Here is a 20,376-nt window from a genome sequence, read left to right on the forward strand (position 1 = left end):
TGGCCTGGGGTGCTCCGTAGCTTCCCGTCCCGACGAGGGGCGCGGTGCAGGCCGTCGCGACCGGGATGAGTCCCGAGAAGAGCGTGGCCCGCTCGGCGCCGATGCGCTGCAGGCCCGTGTACCAGAGGACGAACCCGACGACGGTGACGATCGCCGACTGCCACAGCAGGGCGGCGCCTTCGGTGAGGTCGGGCAGGCTCACGAAGGCACTCCCGTGGACGGCGATCCCCAGGACCGCCGACTCGACGGCGGCGAGGCCGCACACGGTGGCCGCGAGGAGCCGGGGGCCGAGCGGGCGCACCACGGGCACCGCGAGCACCGCGAAGCCGACCTCACCGGCGAGCGCGCCCACCGAGAAGACGAGCCCCGGCACGTCGGTGCGGCCCCACCCCTGCACGGCGAAGGCCCCGGCGGCGACGAGCAGGGCGCCGGGCAGCACGGCCCTTTGAGGGGAACGCCGTTCCAGGAGGGGCACAAGGAGGGCCACGACAACCGGCGCGCATCCTACGAAGACACCCGGTACGGCAGGTTCCGCCGATCGTTCCGCAGCCAGAATCGCCACGTTGAAACCGACCATCCCCACGGCCGCGAGAAGCGCGAGGCGGCCCCATTGGCCGGTGCTCAGGCGTCGCAGAGGCCTCGTGCCGCCCGTGCCCAACAGGGGGATGAGAAGCAGACACGCGAAGCCGTAGCGGACGAACTGGCCTCCCAGGTATGGGTAGTCGCCCAGCACACTGTTGGCGGTGAAGGAGCAGCCGACGAGGAGACAGGCGAGGGCCGCGGGCAGCGCTCCTCGCGTGGAGTTCACGTTCATGCCTCGACGCTAGGAAGCCCGGCGGTCCCCTTCGAGGTCCACTTCCGTGGCTGCTTCGGGGACCACTTCGCCCGGCCCGTCACCCGTACGCTCGCTCCGACCGGCACCCGCGTTCCCCACCGCACGACCGCTCACCCGCACGAACGTTCACCTGCGCGACCGTTCATCAGTCCACCCGTTCGTCCGAGGAACAAGAAGACCGAAGAGGTGCATGGCGCTGACATCACTGCCACAGAGTGACGCCGGCCGCGGGCGGTGGAACGCCGCCTGGGAACTGCTGCTGCCGGCCGTGTCCGCCCCCGCGCGCAGCCGGGGCCGCACGCTGCGTTCGGCCCTGCGCGAGGCCGTCAGGTCGGGCCGGCTCACGCCGGGCACCCGACTGCCCTCCAGCCGTGAACTCGCCGCCGACCTGGGCGTCTCCCGGGGCCTGATCACGGAGGCGTACGAGCAGTTGACGGCGGAGGGCTATCTGCGCAGCGACCGCGGTTCGGGGACGTGGGTGAGCGACGCGGCGCGGGCCGCGACGCCCCCGGTGCGCGACCTCGCGCCGCGCGACGGCCACGCGCGCGTGGACTTCCTTCCCGGCCTCCCGGACCTGTCGCTGTTCCCGCGCGCCGCCTGGGCCGCCGCCCACCGGCGCGAACTCGCCGCGCTGCCGCACCACATGCTGGGCTATCCGGACCCGCGCGGGCTGCCCCGGCTGCGGACGGTTCTGGCCGAACTGCTCGTGCGGCGCCGGGGCGTGGTCGCGGAACCGGAGCGCGTGGTCGTGTGCTCCGGAGTGGCCCAGGCGATGACGCTCCTGGCGCAGGTGCTCCACGCGCGCGGACACACCGCGATCGGCGTCGAGGACCCCGGGAGCCCCGAGCACGAGACGCTGCTCGCCGCCGCGGGGGTCGCGCCGGTGCGCATCCCCGTGGACGAGGAGGGCGTGGTCGTCGACGCCCTGCGGGAACAGGGCGTGCGCGCGGTCGTCACCACCCCGGCCCACCAGTTCCCCGCGGGAATCGCCTACTCCGCGCGGCGCCGCGCCGCGCTCCTGGACTGGGCGCGGTCCGTGGACGGCCTGGTCGTCGAGGACGACTACGACGGGGACTTCCGCTACGACCGCGCCCCGGTGGGCGCGTTGCAGGGCCTCGACCCCGAGCACGTCGCGTACACCGGATCGGTCAGCAAGTCGCTGGCTCCCGGGCTGCGGCTGGGCTGGGTGCTGGTGCCGGAGAGGCTCGCCGAGGAGATCGTGGAGCGCAAGCGCGTCGTCGACCTGGGCAACCCGGCACTCGACCAGGCGCTCCTGGCCGGGTTCGTCGAGCAGGGCGACTACGACCGGCAGTTGCGCCGCTGCCAGCGGGCGTACCGCGAGCGCCGGGACGCGCTGGTGGCGGCGCTGCACGAGCGGCTGCCGGGCGTGCGGGTCACCGGGATCGCGGCCGGGTTGCACGTCATCGCCCGGCTGCCCGCCCGCTGGGGCCCGCAGGACGCCTTCCTGGCGCGGGCCGCGGCGGCGGGCGTCGCCGTCCGTCCGCTGAGCGACTACGGCGCGGCGGCGGACCGCACGGGTCCGGCGGGCGACGGCGTGCGTCTGGTGCTCGGGTACGCCCACCTGTCACCGGCCCGCATCACCGAGGGCGTACGGATCCTGGCGGAGGCCGTGCGGCAGCCGACGGTCGTCCATCAACCGGAGGCCCTGCGCAAGGCCCGGCCGGGGCGCAAGGCGGGCGCGGCGCGGACGGCTCAGGAGTTGGACCACGCGCGGGTGGAGAGCACCAAGCGGTAGCCGTCGGGGTCCTCCACGGTGACGCCCCACTCGTTCCAGTAGGGGTTGGGCGACAGGACCGGCTTGCCGCCGTGCTCCTCCAGGCGCGTGACGAGTGCGTCGGGCACCTCGCCGTCGACGTACACGACGAGCAGGTCCTCCTCGGTGGGCCGGGGCCGGACGGGCGCGGCCTCATCGTGGACCAGTTCGAGGTGCCAGGAGGCGTCGGGCCAGCCCACCATGAGCAGGTCGTGCTCGCCGGGCGCGCCGCCGCTCTCGGCCCGGTACACCACGTCAAGGCCGAGTCCGCCGGCCCAGAAGCGCTCGGCGGCCGCCAGGTCGCGGGACGGGCGGGCGATGCGGATGTGGCTCCGGCCGTTCACGGGCACGGGACTCCCCCTTCGGTGCGGCACGCCCGGCGGCGTGCCCTGGTCCCGAGCGTAGCCAGCAGTGGATCTTGCGGACATCGGTCGTGGGTCCCGGGCGTCCGGCCCTGCGACGTACGACCATCGGCCCAGGCCGGGTCGACGGGATCCCCGCGCGGCGGTTCCCCCTCGCCTGTGGGGAGTTGTTCACTTGTGGTTCGCGTGGACGCTGTGGCGCAGTACCGGCCGGGCACCCGCACACTGGTCGCACCCGTCAACTGGAGGCGCATTCATGTCAGATCGTCAGCCGAGCCCGTCCCCCCGCCGCCGCAGTGTGCTGCGCGGTTCGCTCGCCGTTCCGGCGGCGCTCGCCGTGCCCGCGCTGGCCGGGGCGGCCCCCTCGCTCGCCCTCTCGGGACGCCCGAAGGCCGGGTGGGGGGTGCAGGCGGGCGACGTGGGCGCGCATTCGGGGCTCGTGTGGGTCCGGTCCGACAGACCGGCCCGGATGATCGTGGAGACGTCGGCCACCGAGTCGTTCCGCAATCCCCGGCGGTGGCACGGCCCGCTGCTCGGCCCGGACACGGACTTCACCGGGACGGCCCGGCTGCGCGGTCTGCCCGCGGGCGAGCAGATCCACTACCGCGTGCTGCTCGCGGACCCCGACGACCCCCGGCGCACCGGCGAACCGGTCCGCGGCACGTTCCGCACCACGCCCAAGGGCCGCAAGCAGGGCGTGCGCTTCCTGTGGTCGGGCGACATCGCCGGGCAGGGCTGGGGCATCAACCCCGACCGGGGCGGCTATCGCGTCTTCGAGGAGATGCGGCGGCGGGACCCGGACTTCTTCCTGTGCAGCGGCGACAACATCTACGCCGACGGGCCCATCCTGCCGAGCGTCACGCTGCCCGACGGCACGGTGTGGCGCAATGTCACGACGGAGGAGAAGTCCAAGGTCGCCGAGTCGCTCGCGGAGTTCCGCGGCGCGTTCCGCTACAACCTCCTCGACGAGAACCTCAGGCGGTTCAACGCCCAGGTGCCGTCCATCGTGCAGTGGGACGACCACGAGGTGCGCAACAACTGGTACCCCGGGCAGATCCTGGACGACGCGCGCTACACGGAGAAGGACGTGAACGTCCTCGCCGGGCGCTCGCTGCGGGCGTTCAGCGAGTACTTCCCCGTCTCGACGCTGCCGCCGGGCGACGAGGACGGCCGGGTGTACCGCGTGCTGCGGCACGGTCCGCTCCTGGACGTGTTCGTCCTGGACATGCGCTCCTATCGCAACGCCAACTCGCCGGGCCGGCAGCCCGACGACGCCACCGGCATCCTGGGTGCCCGGCAGCTGGCCTGGCTGAAGCGGGAGCTCTCACGCTCGCGTGCGGTGTGGAAGGTCATCGCCTCCGACATGCCGCTGGGCCTGGTCGTGGCCGACGGCAAGGAGAACTTCGAGGCCGTGGCGCAGGGCGATCCCGGTGCCCCGCTGGGCCGCGAGCTGCAGATCGCCGAGCTGCTGCGGCACATCAAGCACCGCAGGATCACCGGCACGCTGTGGCTGACCGCCGACGTCCACTACACCTCGGCGCAGCACTACGACCCCTCGCGCGCGGCGTTCAAGGACTTCGCGCCGTTCTGGGAGTTCGTGTCCGGGCCGCTGGCCGCCGGCGGTTTCCCGGCGACGAAGCTCGACGGGACGTTCGGTCCCGAGCAGAAGTTCATCAAGGCGCCGAGCCGTGCCAACACCTCCCCGGCCGAGACCCCGCAGTACTTCGGCGAGGTCGACATCGACGGGGACAGCGGCGCGCTGACGGTGCGGCTGCGGCAGGAGGGTGGTGGCGTGCTGTTCACGCAGGTCCTGGAGCCGGGGCGGGTGGGACAGTAGCCCGCCAGGGCAAATCGCCACTGAAGGGACATATGACCTCTTAACCCATCGGTCACACATCGTTCGTGATCACGCAACACCCGTCCAGCACAGTGGCCGTATGCGAGCTGAGATGCCTGACGTGACACGGACCAAGCACGGTCGCCCCGTTCACCACTGGCGGCGCGACGTGGTCGAACTGGCGGCGCTCTTCACGGCCGTCGCGGTGGCCGACGCCGTGGCGAACATGGTCGGGCACGGCCCCGACGGGCCCGCCCTGCTCGTGGTGTCGGCCGTGGTGCTCCTCGCCACGGTCGGCTTCCACACGTGGTGGGCACGGCGCCACAACCACGCGCCACCGACGGCGCACGATACCGGCGCCCGGCCGCCCGCGGACGCGGAGCAGGCCGGGCCCGCGACCACCGGCCCCACGACGACCGCGGGGGCGTCCGCCGACGCGCCGGTACCGGGTGCCGGCACCCTGTGGCGGATGCGGACCACGGTGCGGGACGAACCGGGCTCCCTGGCCGCCCTGTGCGGTTCCCTCGCCGAGCAGCGCGTGGACATCCTGAGTCTCCAGGCCCACCCGCTGGCCGAGGGCACCGTCGACGAGTTCCTACTGCGCGCTCCCGACGACCTGTCCGCCGCCGCGATCACCCGGGCCGTCTCCCGCGCCGGCGGCTCCGGCACCTGGATCGAGCGCGCCGACGCCCACGACCTGGTGGACGCCCCCACCCGCATCCTGGGCCTGGCCACCCGCACCGCGCTCGACGCGGCCGAACTGCCGCTCGCGCTGCGCCACCTGCTCGGCCGCTGCACCATCCGCTCGCTGCCCGCCACGGCACGCAAGGGCGAGGCCACGCAGGCGGACGGCGTCCCGGTCGACGGCGTACTCGAAGGCACCGTGCTGCGCCTCAAGGGCCCCGAGGGCGAAGTGATCACCATTGAGCGGCCCTATCTGCCCTTCACTCCCACGGAGTTCGCCCGCGCACGGGCCCTGGTCGAGCTCGACACCCGCCTCGGCCCGCGCATCCCCCGCAGCCAGGACGTCCTGACGCTGCCCGAGGGCGACTCGATCACCGTGCGCCGGGCCGACACCGGCGACGTCGCCGCCGCCAAGGCCATGCACGAGCGCTGCTCCCCGCGCACGCTGAGCATGCGGTACCACGGCCCCGTGCGCGACGCCGACCGCTACCTCAACCACCTGCTCAGCCCCCGGTTCGGCCGCACCCTCGCGGTGCAGACCGCGTCCGGCAGGATCGTCGGGATCGGCCACCTCCTCTGGGACGGCGACGAGACCGAGGTCGCGCTGCTCGTCGAGGACGGCTGGCAGCGCCGCGGCATCGGCGGTCAGCTGCTCGGCAGGCTCGTGACGATGGCGGTCGAGGCGGGCTGCGAGAGCGTGTACGCGGTGACGCAGGCGTCCAACACGGGCATGGTCGCCGCGATGCGCGGCCTGGGCCTGCCGCTCGACTACCAGATCGAGGAGGGCACGCTCGTGATCACGGCCCGCCTCGACGCGACGCCGGTCGGCTCACGCCTGCCGTACGACGTCGAGGAGGGGCGGGACGGCCCGGCCGAACGGCATCAGCGGTTGGAACGCTGACGGTTCACGGGGCCGGGACGGCCTCCGGGGCAGGTTGCCCCTCCCGGACGGACATCCCTACAGGGCCGTGGCCGTCCCGAGGACGGAAGCCTCCTGCGGGACGGGCACCCGGACCGCCCAGTGCCCGGTCCAGATCACGCCACAGGTCCTCGACGTCCTCCAGTCCGCACGACATCCGCAGCAGCCGGTCGCTCACGCCGGACGCGTGCCGGTCGCCGACGTCGACCACGCGGTGGCTGATGGACGCCGGATGCTGGATCAGCGAGTCGACGCTGCCGAGGCTGACCGCCGGAGTGATCAGCCGTACTCCCGCGATCACCTCGTGCGGGTCGCCGTGCACCTCGAAGGCGACCATGGCCCCGCCGAGCCGCGGGTAGTGGACGCGGGCCACGCGCGGGTCGGCGGCGAGCCTGCGGGCCAGCTCCGCCGCGTTCGCCGACGCCGCCCGCACCCGGACCGGCAGCGTGGCCAGGCCGCGCAGCAGCAGGTACCCGGCCAGCGGATGGAGCACGCCGCCGGTGGCGAACCGCACCTGGCGCAGTTGTCGCGCGAACTCCTCGTCGCACGCGACCACTCCCCCGAGGACGTCGCCGTGCCCGCCCAGGTACTTCGTGGCGCTGTGCAGGACCAGGCGGGCGCCGCTCTCGACGGGCCGCTGCAGCACGGGCGTGGCGAAGGTGTTGTCGGCGAGCAGCGGCACCGTGCCGCAGGCGTGGGCGAGCGCGCGCAGGTCGAGTTCGGCGAGGGTGGGGTTGGCGGGTGACTCGACCATCACCAGGCCGGTGTCGGGCCGGACGGCATCCGCGATGCCCGCCGGATCGACCCAGGTCACCTCGGTGCCGACCAGGCCCGCGGTGAGCAGGTGGTCGCTGCATCCGTACAGCGGGCGGACGGCCACGACGTGGCGCAGGCCCGCGGCCCCTCGGACGAGAAGGACGGCGGTCAGCGCCGCCATGCCGCTCGCGAACGCGACCGCGCTCTCCGTGCCTTCGAGGCGGGCGAGGGCCGTCTCGAACCGGGCGACGGTGGGGTTCCCGAGGCGGGCGTATACCGGCGGGCCGTCGTCGACGGTCCCGTCGGCGGCGAACGCGTCGATGCGCGCGGCCTCGCCGCGGCTGTCCCGGGAGGGGTAGGTCGTGGAGAGGTCGATCGGCGGGGCGTGCAGGCCGAGGTCGGCCAGGTCGTCGCGGCCCGCGTGCACGGCCTCGGTGGCCAGGGCGCGCGGCGGTGACGTGACGTCGGCGGTGGGGGTGGGGGTGCGCGATGCGGTGCCGGTGTTCGCTTCCATGTCGCCCAGGCTGAACATCGGCCGGGGACCGTCGCCGGGATGCCGTGCTACGTTCGGCCGATGGCCGAATCTGTCGCACTGGACCCGGTGGACCTGCATATTTTGCGCCTGTTGCAGAACGACGCCCGGACCACGTACCGCGACCTGGCGGCGCAGGTAGGTGTCGCGCCGTCCACGTGCCTCGACCGTGTGACGCGGCTGCGGCGCTCGGGGGTGATTCTCGGACACGACCTGCGGCTCGACCCGGCGAAACTCGGCCGCGGACTCGAGGCGCTCCTGTCCGTCCAGGTCCGGCCGCACCGCCGGGACCTCGTGGGCCCGTTCATCGAACGCGTACGCGCCCTCCCCGAGTCGCTGTCCCTGTTCCACCTCACGGGGCCCGACGACTTCCTGGTGCACGTGGCGGTGGCCGGACCGGCGGATCTCCAGCGGCTCGTCCTCGACGAGTTCACGGCACGGCGCGAAGTGGCGCGCGTGGAGACGCGCTTGATCTTCCAGCAGTGGGCGTGCGGCCCGCTGCTGCCGCCCGACCCCGTGGCCGCGGCAGCGCCCGGCCAGTGAGTGAATCTTGATGACGCGCGCCCGTCCCGCGTACGAGGATGTCCGCATGTCAGACACGAAGAACCCGCAGCCGAACACCGGTCTCCTGCCCCGCGCCGTCGCCGACGCCTTTGTCGACGAGCTGATCGCCCTCGACCCCATCACGGGCACGTATCTCGGCGTCAAGGAGAGCAACAGCAAGCTCCCCGACACCTCCCCCGAGGGCCAGGAGGCCCTCGCCCGCCTGGCCCGGACGACGCTGGCCCGGCTCGACGAGGCCGAGCGCCTGCCCGGCGCGGACAGTGAGATCGAGCGCCGCTGCGGCCGGCTGCTGCGGGAGCGGCTCACCGCCCAGCTGGCCGTGCACGAGGCCGGCGAGGGGCTGCGCGCGGTCGGCAATCTGCACACGATGCCGCACCAGGTGCGGGAGATCTTCACGGTGACTCCCATGGAGACCGAGGAGGACTGGGCGGCGATCGCGGAGCGGCTGCGGGCCGTGCCGGCCGCGCTGGAGGGCTATCGCGCCGGACTCGAACTGGGCCTGGAGCGCAAGCTGTTCGGGCCGCCGCGCCCGACCGCCACCTTCATCGGGCAGCTGACCGAGTGGGCGGGCGAGGCGGGCGCGGAGCCGAGCGGACGCGGCTGGTTCGAGGACTTCGCGACCGCGGGCCCCAAGGCGCTGCGCGCCGACCTGGACGCCGCGGCCCGGGCCGCGACCGCGTCGGTCGTGGCGCTGCGCGACTGGATGCGGGACGTCTACGCGCCCGCGATCGAGGGCTCCCCCGACGTCGTGGGCCGCGAGCGCTACGCCCTCCTCTCCCGCGATTTCAACGGCACCGACCTGGATCTGGACGAGGCGTACGCGTACGGCTGGGCGGAGTTCCACCGGCTGCTGGCGGAGATGCGGGCCGAGGCCGAGAAGATCCTGCCCGGCGCCGAGACGCCGTGGGTGGCGCTGGCCCACCTCGACGAGCACGGGACGCACATCGAGGGCGTCGAGGAGGTCCGCGTCTGGTTGCAGGAGCTGATGGACGAGGCCATCGGCGCCCTGGACGGCACGCACTTCGAACTCGCCGAGCGGGTACGGAAGGTGGAGTCCCACATCGCCCCGCCCGGCGGCGCCGCGGCCCCCTACTACACCGGCCCCTCCGAGGACTTCTCGCGCCCCGGCCGCACCTGGCTGCCGACGATGGGCGACACCCGCTTCCCCGTCTACGACCTGGTCTCCACCTGGTACCACGAGGGCGTGCCGGGCCATCACCTCCAGCTGGCCCAGTGGGCGCACGTCGCGAAGGACCTCTCGCGCTACCAGGCCACCGTCGGCATCGTCAGCGCCAACGCCGAGGGCTGGGCGCTGTACGCGGAGCGGCTCATGGACGAGCTCGGCTTCCTGACCGACCCCGAGCGCAGGCTCGGCTATCTGGACGCCCAGATGATGCGGGCGCTGCGGGTCATCGTCGACATCGGCATGCACCTGGAACTGGAGATTCCGGCGGATTCGCCCTTCCGCCCGGGCGAGCGCTGGACGCCCGACCTCGCCCAGGAGTTCTACGACGCGCACTGCAGCCGTCCCACGGACTACGTGACGAGCGAGATGACGCGCTATCTGACCATGCCCGGCCAGGCCATCGGCTACAAGCTCGGCGAGCGCGCCTGGCTGCTCGGCCGGGAGAACGCGCGCCGTCGGCACGGCGACGCGTTCGACGCCAAGGCCTGGCACATGGCCGCGCTCTCGCAGGGCTCGCTGGGCCTGGACGACCTGGTCGACGAGTTGTCCGCGCTGTAAGTGCCGGCTTCGCCTCCGTCGTCCCGTCCGCCTCCTAGCGCGCCGCGCGGCCCGACCCCGAGTTCGCCCCGGAGGTCACGGCCGCGCGGGCGAGCCGCGCCGACTGGCTCCGGTGACGAGCGCGGTGATGCGTGCCGCGCGGCCGCCGCGCGCGGCGATTGCCCCTGCACGGACCTCAGCAGCCGCAGTCCTCGGCGTCGACCGGCGCCGTGAGCGCGTCCGGGTCACGCCGCTCGCGGCCCTCCCAGGTCTCGAACTCGAAGCCCTCGCGCGCCCAGTACTCGAAGCCGCCCAGCATCTCCTTGACCTGAAAGCCGAGCTGGGCGAGGGCGAGGGCCGCGCGGGTCGCGCCGTTGCAGCCGGGGCCCCAGCAGTAGGTGACGACGGGCACCGACTTGTCGAGCAGCGCCTCCGCCTGCTCGGGGATGAGTGCCGTGGGCAGGTGGAGGGCGCCGGGGACGTGCCCCTGGCCCCAGGACGCGGTGGAGCGGGTGTCGATGACGACGAAGCCCGGGTCGCCCTCGGCGGCGAGCGCGGACGCCACGTCGGAGACGTCCGCGTGGAAGGCGAGGCTCGCGCCGAAGTAGGCGGCAGCCGCGGCCGGGGATGCCGGGGGGACACGCAGAACGGGGTTGCCCGCCGTGGCGGCGGGGACTGCGGAAGGGGCGCTGAGCTGCACGTTCGTGTTGTTCATGGCAGAAAATCTACGGGCGGTGGCCGAAACCCTGAAGGGCTTTTCCCCGGCATCACGACCGTCGCGCCGTGGAATCCCCTGCGATGCGCGGCATTCGCCGGGGCCACTCATGGAGGCGCGGAGAGAACGGCTTTGTCGCGAAAGACCGTTGCCAGAGGGGCACCCTTCCCGCCGAGAATGGTTCAGACCAGAGTCCGCTTGCCCATGCGGAAAAACGCAAGCTCACACGGCGGTTCCGCGCTGCCGCAAAACACCGCGGCACGCGCACTCCATGACGAGGGATCAGCCCGGCAGCACACCCACCCGCCCCCCGGAACGACGACATCCGGCCAGCGGCGCGGCAGGGGCGAACGCCCGACTGATCGTTCGATTGAAGGTCAATGCGCCGCGCTGGTCTAAGAAAGCGGTCCGAGGAACGCCACCGGCCCACGATGGCAACGGATTTCCGGCGGCCGACCTCTTGCGCCGCCGACGCCTCCTCTGCCAGATTCACCCCAGCCGAAATGGCATGCACGCAACAGGAGTTACCCGCCTCCTGCGTGTGCACCGTGGCCGCATACCTATGCAGCCCTGCTCCCCAACAGAACGTTTCATCCCCACACAATGGAGACGAACGTGCGTATATCCAGACTCGTCCCCGCGCTCGCGGCCACCGCCCTCGCCGTTCTGGGGCTCGCCCCCACGGCAGTGGCCCAGACCGCCGCGCAGACACCAGCTCCCCCGGCGGCCTCCGTCGACTCCCCCCAGCCGATCATCGGCGGCGGCAACGCGAGCAACGCGCCCTGGGCGGCCCGGCTCTTCTCCAACGGCCGGCAGACCTGTAGCGCCACCATCATCGCCCCGACCTGGATCCTCACCGCGAAGCACTGCGTCAGCGGCGGCGGCCTCTCCTTCCGCATCGGCAGCCTCGACCAGTCGTCCGGCGGCACCACGGCCAACGGCATCAGCGTCACCAGCCACTCGGCCTCGGACCTCTCCCTGGTCAAGCTGGACCGCTCCGTGCCGGGCACGTACGCGCGTCTGGGCACTCCCGGATCCGTCTCCGTGGGCCAGACCGTCCAGGTCTACGGCTGGGGAGCGACCTCCCAGTGCAGCCCTGAGATCAACTGCCAGTCCCGGCTCCTGAAGGTCGCCAACGTCGTCGTGACCGGCGGCTGCCGTGACGCCTACCAGGGCCAGGCCATCTGCGCCCGCCGCGGCGACGGCATCACCGCGGGCGGCGACTCGGGCGGTCCGATGATGGCCGGCGGCGCGCAGGTCGGCGTCGCCTCCACCAGCGACCGCCAGACCACGACGGCCTACACGAACGTGACGGCGTACCGCTCCTGGATCCAGAGCGTCGCGGGCGTCTGACGGCATGACCGCACGGGCACCTGAGGCCCGGCTCCCCGGGCCCGGAAGCCGGGCAGCCTGAGGGCTCCCGGGTCCCGGGAACCCGCAAGAACCGTCGCCTCCGCGCTCCCACCGCGCGGGGGCGACACCCTCCGAGCAGCGACTTTCTCGGGCTCACCCCTTGATCGACCGGGGATTTCCCTGGTACCTCTCGGGGATGACGGGTTATTCCACGGACGCCACCGACTGGCGCATACTCGAGGTCCTCCAGCGCGAGGGCCGCGCCAGCTACGCCGAACTGGCGCGCGCCGTCTCGATGTCGGCGAGCGCCGTCACCGAACGCGTGCGGCGCCTGGAGGAGGCGGGCGTCATCCAGGGATACGCCGCCGTGGTCGACCCGGAGCGGCTCGGCCTCCCCATCCTCGCGTTCGTACGGCTGCGCTATCCGAACGGCAACTACAAGCCCTTCCACGACCTGGTCGACGCCACCCCCGAGATCCTGGAGGCGCACCACGTCACGGGCGACGACTGCTTCGTCATCAAGGTCACCGCGCGCTCGATGCAGCACCTCGAAGAGGTCTCCGGAAAGATCGGCGCACTGGGATCGGTGACGACGAGCGTCGTCTACTCCTCCCCCTTGCCACGCCGCCCCCTCGGACGCTGACCCCGGCGGCACGGACGCCGCTCAGCCGCCGCCCCTCAACCGCACCGTCGATCCCGCGCGCCCCTTCACGACCTCCAGCTGCGCGTGCACGCGGCGTCGCAGGTCCGCTACGTGGCTGACGATGCCGACGCTGCGGTCCCGCTCGCGCAGCGCGTCGAGGACGTCGAGGACCTCGTCGAGCGTCTGGTCGTCGAGGCTGCCGAAGCCCTCGTCGATGAAGAGCGTGTCGAGGCGGACGCCGCCCGCCTCGTCGGTGACCACGTCGGCGAGGCCGAGCGCGAGCGCCAGCGAGGCGAAGAACGTCTCGCCGCCCGACAGCGTCGCCGTGTCGCGCTCGCGGCCCGTCCAGGCGTCGACGACGTGCAGGCCGAGGCCCGAACGGCCGCGCCCCGTGCGGTCGTCGGAGTGCACGAGGGTGTAACGCCCGGACGACATGCGCCGCAGCCGCACGGTCGCGGCCGCCGCGACCTGTTCCAGCCGGGCCGCCAGCACGTACGACTCCAGGCGCATCCGGCGTTCGTTGTCCGCCGAAGTGCCCGCGGCGAGACCGGCGAGGCGCGCCACCCGGTCGTACGCGGCGCGCAGGGGCGCGAGTCCCCGCATCCCGTCCGCCGCCCGGCCCGAGAGCCGGTCGAGTTCGGCGCAGCGCCGGGCCGCGGCGTCGCGCGCCGAGGCCGCCCGGCGCAGGCGCAGGCCCGCGGCGTCGGCGGCGCTCCGCGCCGCGAGGAGGTCGGCGGGCCGCTGGCGCGCGGCGGCGGCCGTGTCCGGTTCGGCGAGCACCGAGCGGACCGCGGCCTCTTCGTTGCGCCAGGCGTCGATGCGGTGCTGGACCTCGCGGTACCCGGCGTCGTCGAGCAGCGCCGCAGCCGCGTCCGTCGGCGTGTCGAACCCGGCGCGGAAGGCGGCGTCGGCGAGTCGCGCGTCCGCGTCCTTGAGGCGCTCGGCGGTCTCGTCGGCGGCGCGGGCGGTGTCCGCGGCCTCGGTGAGCAGCGCGGCCTGCCGCTCCAGCTGGTGGGCGCGGGTCGCCACACTGCCGGCACCGCCACGCGCGCGGGCCAACTCCTCGTCCAGTGCCGTCCGTTCGCGCTCCAGGGCGTCGCGCAGGGTGGTCCGGGAGGCGGCCCGGCGAGCGGCCTCCTGCTGCCCGGCGAGTCTGCGGTCGTACTCGCGCTCGGCCCGCGCGAGGGCCTCCCTTGCGGCGTGCAGCCCGGAGGCGCTCTCGTGGGCCACGGCGTGGGCGCGGCGCAGCTCCTCGACGGCCGCGGCGAGTTCGTCGACGGTGGCCTCCCGCGCGGCGGCGCCCGTCGGCTGCGCGTCCGGCGCGCGGGTGCCGTCCTGTGCCGCCTCCCGCTCCGGTGCCGTGCCGCCCCGCGCGGCCTCCGTCGCCGCCGCGAGCAGTTCGCGTACGTCGCCGAGCGCGCGCTCGGCGGCCGTGCGGGACTCGTCCGCCTCGCGGTGGGCGGCGAGCGCGGCTTCCTCTGCGCCGCGGTCCACGTGTCCGGCGACCTTCCGCGCGGGCGCGGGGTGTTCCGTCGCGCCGCACACCGCGCACGGCTCGCCGTCGGTGAGGTGCGCGGCGAGTTCGGCGGCGATGCCGGTCAGGCGCTGTTCCTTGAGGGCGAGCCAGTGCTCGTGGGCGGCGGTGGCGCTCTCGCGGGCGGCGAGGGCTCGCTCCTGCGCCTGTGCCGCGTCCTGGGCGAGCCGGTCGCGGCGGCGCGCCGCCGCGAGACGTGCCTGGGCCGGTTCGAGGCGCCCTGCCAGACGCTCGGCATGCGTGGCGGCCTCCTGGGCGGAGGTGATGCGCTCGTGGAGGGCGGCGCGGTTCTCCTCCCAGGCGTCGAGCCAGCTCGACGCCTCCTGGAGGAGGTCGTCGTCGGCGCGCTCCTGGCGGTCCAGCGCCGTGCGCTCCGCGGTGATGTCCGCGAGCCGCTGTTCGGCGCGCCGGGCGGACGCGAGGCCGCCGAGGTCCTCCGCGGCCTTGCGCGCGGCGGCGGCGAGGCCCGACGCGCCGGCGGCGGCGAACGTCCCGGGCAGCCGGCCGCGCGCCTGTGCCTCCGCCGTCGCGGCTGTGCGGTGCTCGGCGTCGGCGGTGTCGCGCAGGGAGAGCGCGGGCGCGACGGTCTCGGCCTTGCGGGCCCGCTCCAGCCGCTCTTGGAGGCCGCGCTGTTCGTCCTCGCGCGTGTGGAGCCGTGCCGCGCGCTCCTGGGCCTCGGCGAACCGGCGCTGGAGCCGGTCGAGTTCGCGCGCGTCCCCGAGCTCGCGCTCCGCGGCTGCCTGGCCGGATTCGGCGGCGGCGAGCGCGCAGTGCGCGACGGTGAGGCGCTCGCGGGCGCTCGTGCGGACGACGGCGGCCCAGGTGAGGACCGCCTCGGCCAGGCCCGGGTCGCCGGGGGCCGCGTCCGGCAGGGGCAGCTCGGTGCCCCCGCCGTCGTCCTCCGCCGCCTGCTGCATGCGGTGCGCGTCGGCCAGGAGGGCCGCGTCGCCTTCCTTGACCCCGGCCTCGGTGGTGCGCCGCTGCTCGGCGAGCCGCTGTTCGACGGCGGCGAACCTGCGCGTGTCGAAGAGCCGGCCGAGCAGCTTGCCGCGCGCCTCGGCGTCGGCGCGCAGGAAACGGGCGAAGTCGCCCTGCGGCAGGAGCACGACCTGGCAGAACTGCTCCTTGCTCATGCCGAGGAGCTGCGTGATCTCCTCGCCGATCTCCTGGTGGGACCGGCTGAGGTCCTTCCAGCCGCCCGGCTCCACGTCCGCCCCGGCGTCGTACTCCCGGAGCCAGCTCTGCGCCTTCTCCGTGGTGGTGCCGGTGCCGCGCTTCTTGGGGCGCTCCCAGGGCGGCTGGCGGGTGATCTCCAGGCGGCGCCCGGAGACGGTCAGTTCGAGGCACACCTCGGTGCGTGTGCCGTGCGGCGCGTGGTCGCTGCGCAGGGTCATGCCCTGTCCCGCGCCCTGGCGGGCGCCGGGGACCGAGCCGTAGAGGGCGTAGCAGACGGCGTCCAGGACGGAGGTCTTGCCGGCGCCCGTGGGGCCGTGGAGCAGGAAGAGCCCGGCGGCGGACAGCTCGTCGAAGTCGATGTCCTGGGCGGTGCCGAAGGGGCCGAAGGCGGTGAGGCGGAGGCGGTGGAGTCTCATCGGGCGACCTCGCGCAGCGTGTCGTCGGCGCGGACGGCGTCGAACGCCGAGCGCAGCACGGCCTGTTCCTCGTCGTCGGGTCCCGCGCCGCGCACATGGGTCACGAAGTCCTCCGCGATCTGCTGGTCGCTGCGGCCCTCCAGCCGCTTGGCGTACGACACGTCCGGGTCGTCGGGCGCGCGGTCCGGGTCGAAGACGAGGCTGAGGGTGTGCGGGAAGCGCTCGCAGAGCCGGGCCATCGGGTCGTCGGGGCGCACCGCGTCGGTGAGGGTGGCCTCGACCCAGGCCTCCTCGTGGCGAGCGAGGTCCTCGTCGTCGAGCAGGGCGTCGAGGGTGCCCCTGACGCGGGCGAGCGGGCGTGGCACGAGGCAGTCGACGCGCTCGGCCTCGATCCCGCCGTCGGGGCCGAGGTCGACGAGCCACATGCTCTTGCGGTGGTCGGCCTCGGAGAACGAGTACGGCAGCGGCGATCCGGAGTAGCGCACGCGCGGGGTGATGGTCTGGCTGCCGTGCAGGTGGCCCAGCGCGGCGTAGTCGACGCCGTCGAAGACTCCGGAGGGCACGGCCGCGACGCCGCCGACCGTGATGTCCCGCTCGCTGTCGCTGGCCTCGCCGCCGGTGACGAAGGCGTGCGCGAGGACGACGGAGCGGGTGCCCCGCGCGCGGGTGGCGAGGTCGGCGCGCACCCGGTCCATGGCGGCGCCGATGACCGCCTCGTGGCCCGCCTTGGCGACGCCGAACTCGTCCTTGACCAGCGCGGGTTCGAGGTAGGGCAGGCCGTAGAACGCCACGTCCCCGTGGTTGTCGGCCAGGACGACCGGCTCGGCGCACGCGGACGGGTCGGTGCGCAGGTGGATGCCGGCGCGGTCGATGAGGCCGGCGCCGACGCCGAGGCGGCGCGCCGAGTCGTGGTTCCCGGAGATCATGACCGTCGGCACGCCGAGGTCCGCGAGCCGGTGCAGGGCGTCGTCGAAGAGCTCGACGGCCGCGAGCGGCGGCACCGCTCTGTCGTACACGTCCCCGGCCACCACGACGGCGTCCACCGCGCGCTCGCGCACGGTCGCGACGAGATGACCGATGAACGCGGCCTGGGCGTCGAGCATGTTCACGCGGTGGAACGAGCGGCCCAGGTGCCAGTCGGACGTGTGCAGCAGCCTCATGATCCCCGAGACTAACGGGCGGGTCGGACATCACGGGCGGCTACCGCCGCAACCGCCCCTTCCCGGGCCCGCCGCATCCCGCCGGGCCCCCGCGCGTCAGGCGTCTCCGTACGCCTCTCCGCCGAGCTCGAACACCGCGCTGCCCGCCGTGGCGTCGGCCAGCCACCCCCGGAAGGCGTCCACGTCGGCGTCGGGCAGACCGATCTCGATGGTGACCGCGTCGGCGTAGCGGACGTCGCGCACCTCGCGCCCGGCGGCCCGCAGGTCGTTCTGGACCTTCCCCGCACGCTGGTGGTCGACGGTGACGGTGGCGAGGCGGAAGCGGCGGCGGGTGACGGTGCCGAGCGCGTCGAGGGCCTCGCCGACCGCTCCTCCGTAGGCACGGATGAGTCCGCCCGCGCCGAGTTTGACCCCTCCGTAGTAGCGGGTCACGACCGCGGCGACGTAGCGCATGTCGCGGCGCATGAGCATCTGCAGCATCGGGACGCCCGCGGTGCCGCCGGGCTCGCCGTCGTCGCTCGCCTTCTGTACGGAGGCATCGGCCCCGATGACGTACGCGAAGCAGTTGTGCGTGGCGGTCGGGTGCTCCTTGCGGACGCGCGCGACGAAGTCCTGGGCCTCCCGCTCGGTGGCCGCGGGCGCCAGGGCGCACAGGAAGCGCGAGCGGTTGATCTCGCTCTCGTGCACGCCCTCGCGGGCCACTGTGCGGTACTCGTCCTGCATCCGACCAGGGTAGGCGCTCGCCGGGTGGCGTCCCCAGCCGGGAGGGCCGCGCGGTCCACCGGAGAGCCTGTCGCCGATCGGGCGCGTGACCTGCGAGGTGGCGTAGGACACAGCACGCACGCGCGTGCCCGCCGCCGGGTACGGTGATCTCTCGTGACGTCACCTTCGATACCCGTGCGCCAAGTCCCCGACTCCGCGGGCCCCTTGGCATCCCTGCTCGCCGATGTGCCGGTCACCGTGGTGGAGACCCACGAGGACCCGGCCGACGCCGTCCTCTTCCCCGAGGAGGAGGCGGTGGTCGCCAACGCGGTGGCCAAGCGGCGGAACGAGTTCACCACCGTGCGGCACTGCGCCCGCACCGCGCTGGCCCGGATCGGGGTGGCGCCCGCGCCGATCCTGCCCGGCCACCGGGGCGCGCCCGGCTGGCCCGCCGGGGTCGTCGGCAGCATGACGCACTGTGCCGGATACCGTGCCGCCGTCGTCGCCCGTGCCGGAGAGGTGACCTCGCTCGGCATCGACGCGGAGCCCGCCGAGCGGCTGCGCGACCCGGACGTCCTGAAGCTGGTCGCCGACGAGACGGAGCGTGCCGCGCTCGCCGCGCTGGGGACCAGCCACCCGGGCACGCCCTGGGACCGGCTGCTCTTCAGCGCCAAGGAGTCCGTCTACAAGACGTGGTTCCCGCTCACCGGACGCTGGCTCGGCTTCGAGGAGGCCCGGGTGGAGCTGGATCCCGCCGGGACGTTCACGGCGCGGCTGCTGGTCGAGGGGCCCGTGGTGGAGGGCGTCGAGCTGAAGGTGTTCTCCGGCCAGTGGGTCGTACAGAACGGCATCGCGGCCACGGCCATCGTCCTGCCGATCACCTCTCCTTCTCAGGACGCGTAGCCGGGCGGGCCCCAGGCGCCGCCGGTCGCGCCCGGCGCGCAGTCGATCACGCCGGGCGCGCGGCCGGTCGGCCCATCGCCGTCACTCCCCCTCGTCCCGGTACGTGCACCGCCCGCCCAGCCACGTGCCCCGCACGCGCGCGTGCCGGATCTCCATCGGGTCCGTCGTGCGCGGATCGGCGGAGAGCAGGACCAGATCGGCGGGGGCGCCGGGGGCGAGGGCCAGACGGTCGTCCGCGCCCGCCTGGTGGGCGACGCCGGTCGTGGCGGCCGTCAGCGCCTGGTCGACGGTGAGCCGCTGGTGCGGGAGCCATCCGTCGGCCGGCTCACCGGTGAACGTACGCCGGGTGACGGCGACTTGGATGCCCTCCAGGGGGACGTGCGAGCTGACGGGCCAGTCGCTGCCGAAGGACAGGCGCACACCGTCCCGCGCCAGCTCGCCCATGGGGTACTGCAGCGCGGCCCGCGCGGCGCCGATCCGCGGGATGGACAGCTCGGTCTGGAGCGGGTCGGGCTGTGCCCACAGGGGTTCGAAGTTGGCGATGACGCCGAGCGCGGCGAAGCGGGGCAGGTCGGCCGGGTCGACGACCTGGACATGCGTGATCACCGGGCGCCGGTCCCAGTCCGGGCCCGCGTCCTTGGCCGCCTCGATGGCGTCGAGGGCCGCGCGGACCCCCGCGTCGCCGATGGCGTGGATGTGCGACTGGAAGCCCGCCGCGTCGAAGGCGCACACGGCCTCGGCGAGCGCGGCCGGGTCCCACACCGGCATGCCGCAGCTGTGCGGCGCGTCCAGGTAGGGGGCGAGCATGGCGGCCGTGCCGCCCTCGACGACGCCGTCGCTGAAGTACTTCACCGTCCGTGCGGACAGCAGCTCCCCGCCGTCGGCAGCCACGCGCGCGCGGGTCGCGGCGAACGGGCCGAGCTGCTCGCGCCAGCGGTCGGGGTCGGCGCGCTGCGCCAGGTCGACGCGGACGCTCAGGACCCCGCGCCGGGCCGCGGCGAGGTAGGCGTCGGCCATCTCCGGCTCGACCCAGGCGTCCTGGACCCAGGTGATGCCCGCGCGCGCGTACGCGTGCCCGGCGCGGCGCACCGCCTCGACGAGGTCGTCCACCGGACGGTCGGGCACCTGGTCGAGGACGAGGTCGCAGGCGTGCCACTCCCGGAGCGTGCCCAGGGGTGCGCCGTCCTCGCGGCGCACGATCCAGCCGAGGCGCGGCTCCGGGGTCGTCTTCGTCACCCCGGCCCTGCGCAGCGCCTCGGTGTTGCACCACACCGTGTGGTAGTCGTGGGCGCGCAGCACGACGGGCCGGTCGGGCACCGCGGCGTCCAGCCAGCGCGCGTCGAACTCCCCGTCGGGCGCGAGCGCGGGGTCGTAGGACGCGCCGACGACCCACTCCGCCTCCGGGTGCTCGCGCGCCCACCGTCCGACCTCGGCGACGACCGCGTCGATCGAGTCCAGCTCCTTGATCTGCGGCCCGAAGCTCTCCAGACCGCCGAAGAGCGGGTGGGCGTGGCCGTCGCCGAAGGCGGCCATCAGCAGTCCGTCGCCGATGTCGACGACGTCGTCCGCGCCGTGGGCGAGGGCGCGGGCCTCCTCGCCGAGCGCGAGGATCCGGCCGTCGCGCACGGCGAGCGCGGTGGTGTCCGCGCCGCTGCCACCGGTTCCGTGGCCGTCGCCGCCGGTACGGACCGTGCCGAGGAAGACGAGGGTCGTCGCCGTCATGCTGTCGCTGCCTCCTTGCTGTCTTCGTACACGTGATGCTGTCGTCGCGCACGTGATGCTGCCGTC

The 20,376-nt window shown here is 74.1% G+C and carries 15 protein-coding genes and 1 pseudogene; 8 read left to right on the forward strand and 8 right to left on the reverse strand.

Annotated features, from left to right (window positions below):
- Positions 1-25: 25 nt before the first annotated feature.
- Positions 26-814 (reverse strand): annotated as a pseudogene (locus AB0L89_RS20905) (DMT family transporter); the annotation flags it as partial.
- A 211-nt stretch (positions 815-1,025) separates the two neighbouring features.
- On the opposite strand from AB0L89_RS20905, the gene AB0L89_RS20910 reads away from it, so the two are divergent.
- The gene (locus tag AB0L89_RS20910) at positions 1,026-2,591 is read left to right on the forward strand and encodes a PLP-dependent aminotransferase family protein (protein WP_365142898.1); all 1,566 of its coding nucleotides are present in this window, start codon (positions 1,026-1,028) and stop codon (positions 2,589-2,591) included.
- On the opposite strand, the gene AB0L89_RS20915 is transcribed toward AB0L89_RS20910, so the two are convergent.
- Positions 2,549-2,959: a VOC family protein gene (locus tag AB0L89_RS20915; protein ID WP_365142900.1), complete on the reverse strand. Its 411-nt coding sequence runs from the start codon at positions 2,957-2,959 to the stop codon at positions 2,549-2,551. The two genes, AB0L89_RS20910 and AB0L89_RS20915, sit on opposite strands and share 43 nt — an antisense overlap.
- 268 nt (positions 2,960-3,227) lie before the next feature.
- Here AB0L89_RS20915 and AB0L89_RS20920 point away from each other — a divergent pair, with 268 nt between their 5' ends.
- Both AB0L89_RS20920 and AB0L89_RS20925 read left to right on the forward strand, forming a co-directional pair.
- A complete protein-coding gene (locus AB0L89_RS20920; RefSeq protein ID WP_365142902.1) occupies positions 3,228-4,808 on the forward strand; it encodes an alkaline phosphatase D family protein in 1,581 nt (526 codons plus the stop codon).
- Positions 4,809-4,920: 112 nt separating this feature from the next.
- Positions 4,921-6,393 (forward strand): GNAT family N-acetyltransferase, encoded by a 1,473-nt coding sequence (locus AB0L89_RS20925; RefSeq protein WP_365142904.1) that lies wholly within the window; start codon positions 4,921-4,923, stop codon positions 6,391-6,393.
- Between the two features lie 4 nt (positions 6,394-6,397).
- On the opposite strand, the gene AB0L89_RS20930 is transcribed toward AB0L89_RS20925, so the two are convergent.
- Positions 6,398-7,681, reverse strand: coding sequence for a PLP-dependent transferase (locus tag AB0L89_RS20930; RefSeq protein ID WP_365142906.1), 1,284 nt, complete (start codon positions 7,679-7,681; stop codon positions 6,398-6,400).
- Positions 7,682-7,741: 60 nt separating this feature from the next.
- On the opposite strand from AB0L89_RS20930, the gene AB0L89_RS20935 reads away from it, so the two are divergent.
- Together AB0L89_RS20935 and AB0L89_RS20940 are read left to right on the forward strand one after the other, a co-directional pair.
- Positions 7,742-8,242: an Lrp/AsnC family transcriptional regulator gene (locus AB0L89_RS20935; protein ID WP_365142908.1), complete on the forward strand. Its 501-nt coding sequence runs from the start codon at positions 7,742-7,744 to the stop codon at positions 8,240-8,242.
- 46 nt (positions 8,243-8,288) lie between these two features.
- A complete protein-coding gene (locus AB0L89_RS20940) occupies positions 8,289-10,007 on the forward strand; it encodes a DUF885 domain-containing protein (RefSeq protein ID WP_365142910.1) in 1,719 nt (572 codons plus the stop codon).
- 175 nt (positions 10,008-10,182) lie between these two features.
- On the opposite strand, the gene AB0L89_RS20945 is transcribed toward AB0L89_RS20940, so the two are convergent.
- Positions 10,183-10,701 (reverse strand): rhodanese-like domain-containing protein, encoded by a 519-nt coding sequence (locus AB0L89_RS20945; RefSeq protein ID WP_365142912.1) that lies wholly within the window; start codon positions 10,699-10,701, stop codon positions 10,183-10,185.
- A gap of 615 nt (positions 10,702-11,316) precedes the next feature.
- Here AB0L89_RS20945 and AB0L89_RS20950 point away from each other — a divergent pair.
- Positions 11,317-12,054 (forward strand): trypsin-like serine protease, encoded by a 738-nt coding sequence (locus AB0L89_RS20950; RefSeq protein WP_365142914.1) that lies wholly within the window; start codon positions 11,317-11,319, stop codon positions 12,052-12,054.
- A gap of 196 nt (positions 12,055-12,250) precedes the next feature.
- Positions 12,251-12,697: an Lrp/AsnC family transcriptional regulator gene (locus AB0L89_RS20955; protein ID WP_365142916.1), complete on the forward strand. Its 447-nt coding sequence runs from the start codon at positions 12,251-12,253 to the stop codon at positions 12,695-12,697.
- 21 nt (positions 12,698-12,718) lie between these two features.
- Here the strand turns inward: AB0L89_RS20955 and AB0L89_RS20960 are convergent, their stop codons facing one another.
- The 3 genes from AB0L89_RS20960 to AB0L89_RS20970 all read right to left on the reverse strand — a co-directional run bounded on the left by AB0L89_RS20960 (position 12,719) and on the right by AB0L89_RS20970 (position 17,706).
- A complete protein-coding gene (locus AB0L89_RS20960) occupies positions 12,719-15,823 on the reverse strand; it encodes an SMC family ATPase (RefSeq protein WP_365142918.1) in 3,105 nt (1,034 codons plus the stop codon).
- The gene (locus tag AB0L89_RS20965; protein ID WP_365142920.1) at positions 15,820-16,983 is read right to left on the reverse strand and encodes an exonuclease SbcCD subunit D; all 1,164 of its coding nucleotides are present in this window, start codon (positions 16,981-16,983) and stop codon (positions 15,820-15,822) included. The genes AB0L89_RS20960 and AB0L89_RS20965 overlap by 4 nt, the downstream gene beginning before the upstream one ends.
- A 96-nt stretch (positions 16,984-17,079) precedes the next feature.
- Positions 17,080-17,706, reverse strand: a complete 627-nt coding sequence (locus tag AB0L89_RS20970) for a YigZ family protein (protein WP_365142922.1) — start codon at positions 17,704-17,706, stop codon at positions 17,080-17,082.
- Between the two features lie 204 nt (positions 17,707-17,910).
- On the opposite strand from AB0L89_RS20970, the gene AB0L89_RS20975 reads away from it, so the two are divergent.
- Positions 17,911-18,588, forward strand: a complete 678-nt coding sequence (locus tag AB0L89_RS20975) for a 4'-phosphopantetheinyl transferase superfamily protein (protein WP_365143380.1) — start codon at positions 17,911-17,913, stop codon at positions 18,586-18,588.
- An 81-nt stretch (positions 18,589-18,669) separates the two neighbouring features.
- Here the strand turns inward: AB0L89_RS20975 and AB0L89_RS20980 are convergent, their stop codons facing one another.
- Entirely contained in the window at positions 18,670-20,310 is a 1,641-nt protein-coding gene (locus AB0L89_RS20980; protein WP_365142923.1) for an amidohydrolase, read from the reverse strand.
- Positions 20,311-20,376: the final 66 nt, after the last annotated feature.

This window comes from Streptomyces sp. NPDC052114 (assembly GCF_040680155.1).
Classification (GTDB): domain Bacteria; phylum Actinomycetota; class Actinomycetes; order Streptomycetales; family Streptomycetaceae; genus Streptomyces.

Excerpts from the sequence above, each read along its gene's own strand:
- AB0L89_RS20910 (WP_365142898.1), top strand. The coding sequence starts at position 1,026 with ATGGCGCTGACATCACTGCCACAGAGTGACGCCGGCCGCGGGCGGTGG.
- AB0L89_RS20920 (WP_365142902.1), top strand. The coding sequence starts at position 3,228 with ATGTCAGATCGTCAGCCGAGCCCGTCCCCCCGCCGCCGCAGTGTGCTG.
- AB0L89_RS20925 (WP_365142904.1), top strand. The coding sequence starts at position 4,921 with ATGCCTGACGTGACACGGACCAAGCACGGTCGCCCCGTTCACCACTGG.
- AB0L89_RS20930 (WP_365142906.1), bottom strand. The coding sequence starts at position 7,681 with ATGGAAGCGAACACCGGCACCGCATCGCGCACCCCCACCCCCACCGCC.
- AB0L89_RS20935 (WP_365142908.1), top strand. The coding sequence starts at position 7,742 with ATGGCCGAATCTGTCGCACTGGACCCGGTGGACCTGCATATTTTGCGC.
- AB0L89_RS20940 (WP_365142910.1), top strand. The coding sequence starts at position 8,289 with ATGTCAGACACGAAGAACCCGCAGCCGAACACCGGTCTCCTGCCCCGC.
- AB0L89_RS20945 (WP_365142912.1), bottom strand. The coding sequence starts at position 10,701 with ATGAACAACACGAACGTGCAGCTCAGCGCCCCTTCCGCAGTCCCCGCC.
- AB0L89_RS20955 (WP_365142916.1), top strand. The coding sequence starts at position 12,251 with ATGACGGGTTATTCCACGGACGCCACCGACTGGCGCATACTCGAGGTC.
- AB0L89_RS20960 (WP_365142918.1), bottom strand. The coding sequence starts at position 15,823 with ATGAGACTCCACCGCCTCCGCCTCACCGCCTTCGGCCCCTTCGGCACC.
- AB0L89_RS20965 (WP_365142920.1), bottom strand. The coding sequence starts at position 16,983 with ATGAGGCTGCTGCACACGTCCGACTGGCACCTGGGCCGCTCGTTCCAC.
- AB0L89_RS20970 (WP_365142922.1), bottom strand. The coding sequence starts at position 17,706 with ATGCAGGACGAGTACCGCACAGTGGCCCGCGAGGGCGTGCACGAGAGC.
- AB0L89_RS20980 (WP_365142923.1), bottom strand. The coding sequence starts at position 20,310 with ATGACGGCGACGACCCTCGTCTTCCTCGGCACGGTCCGTACCGGCGGC.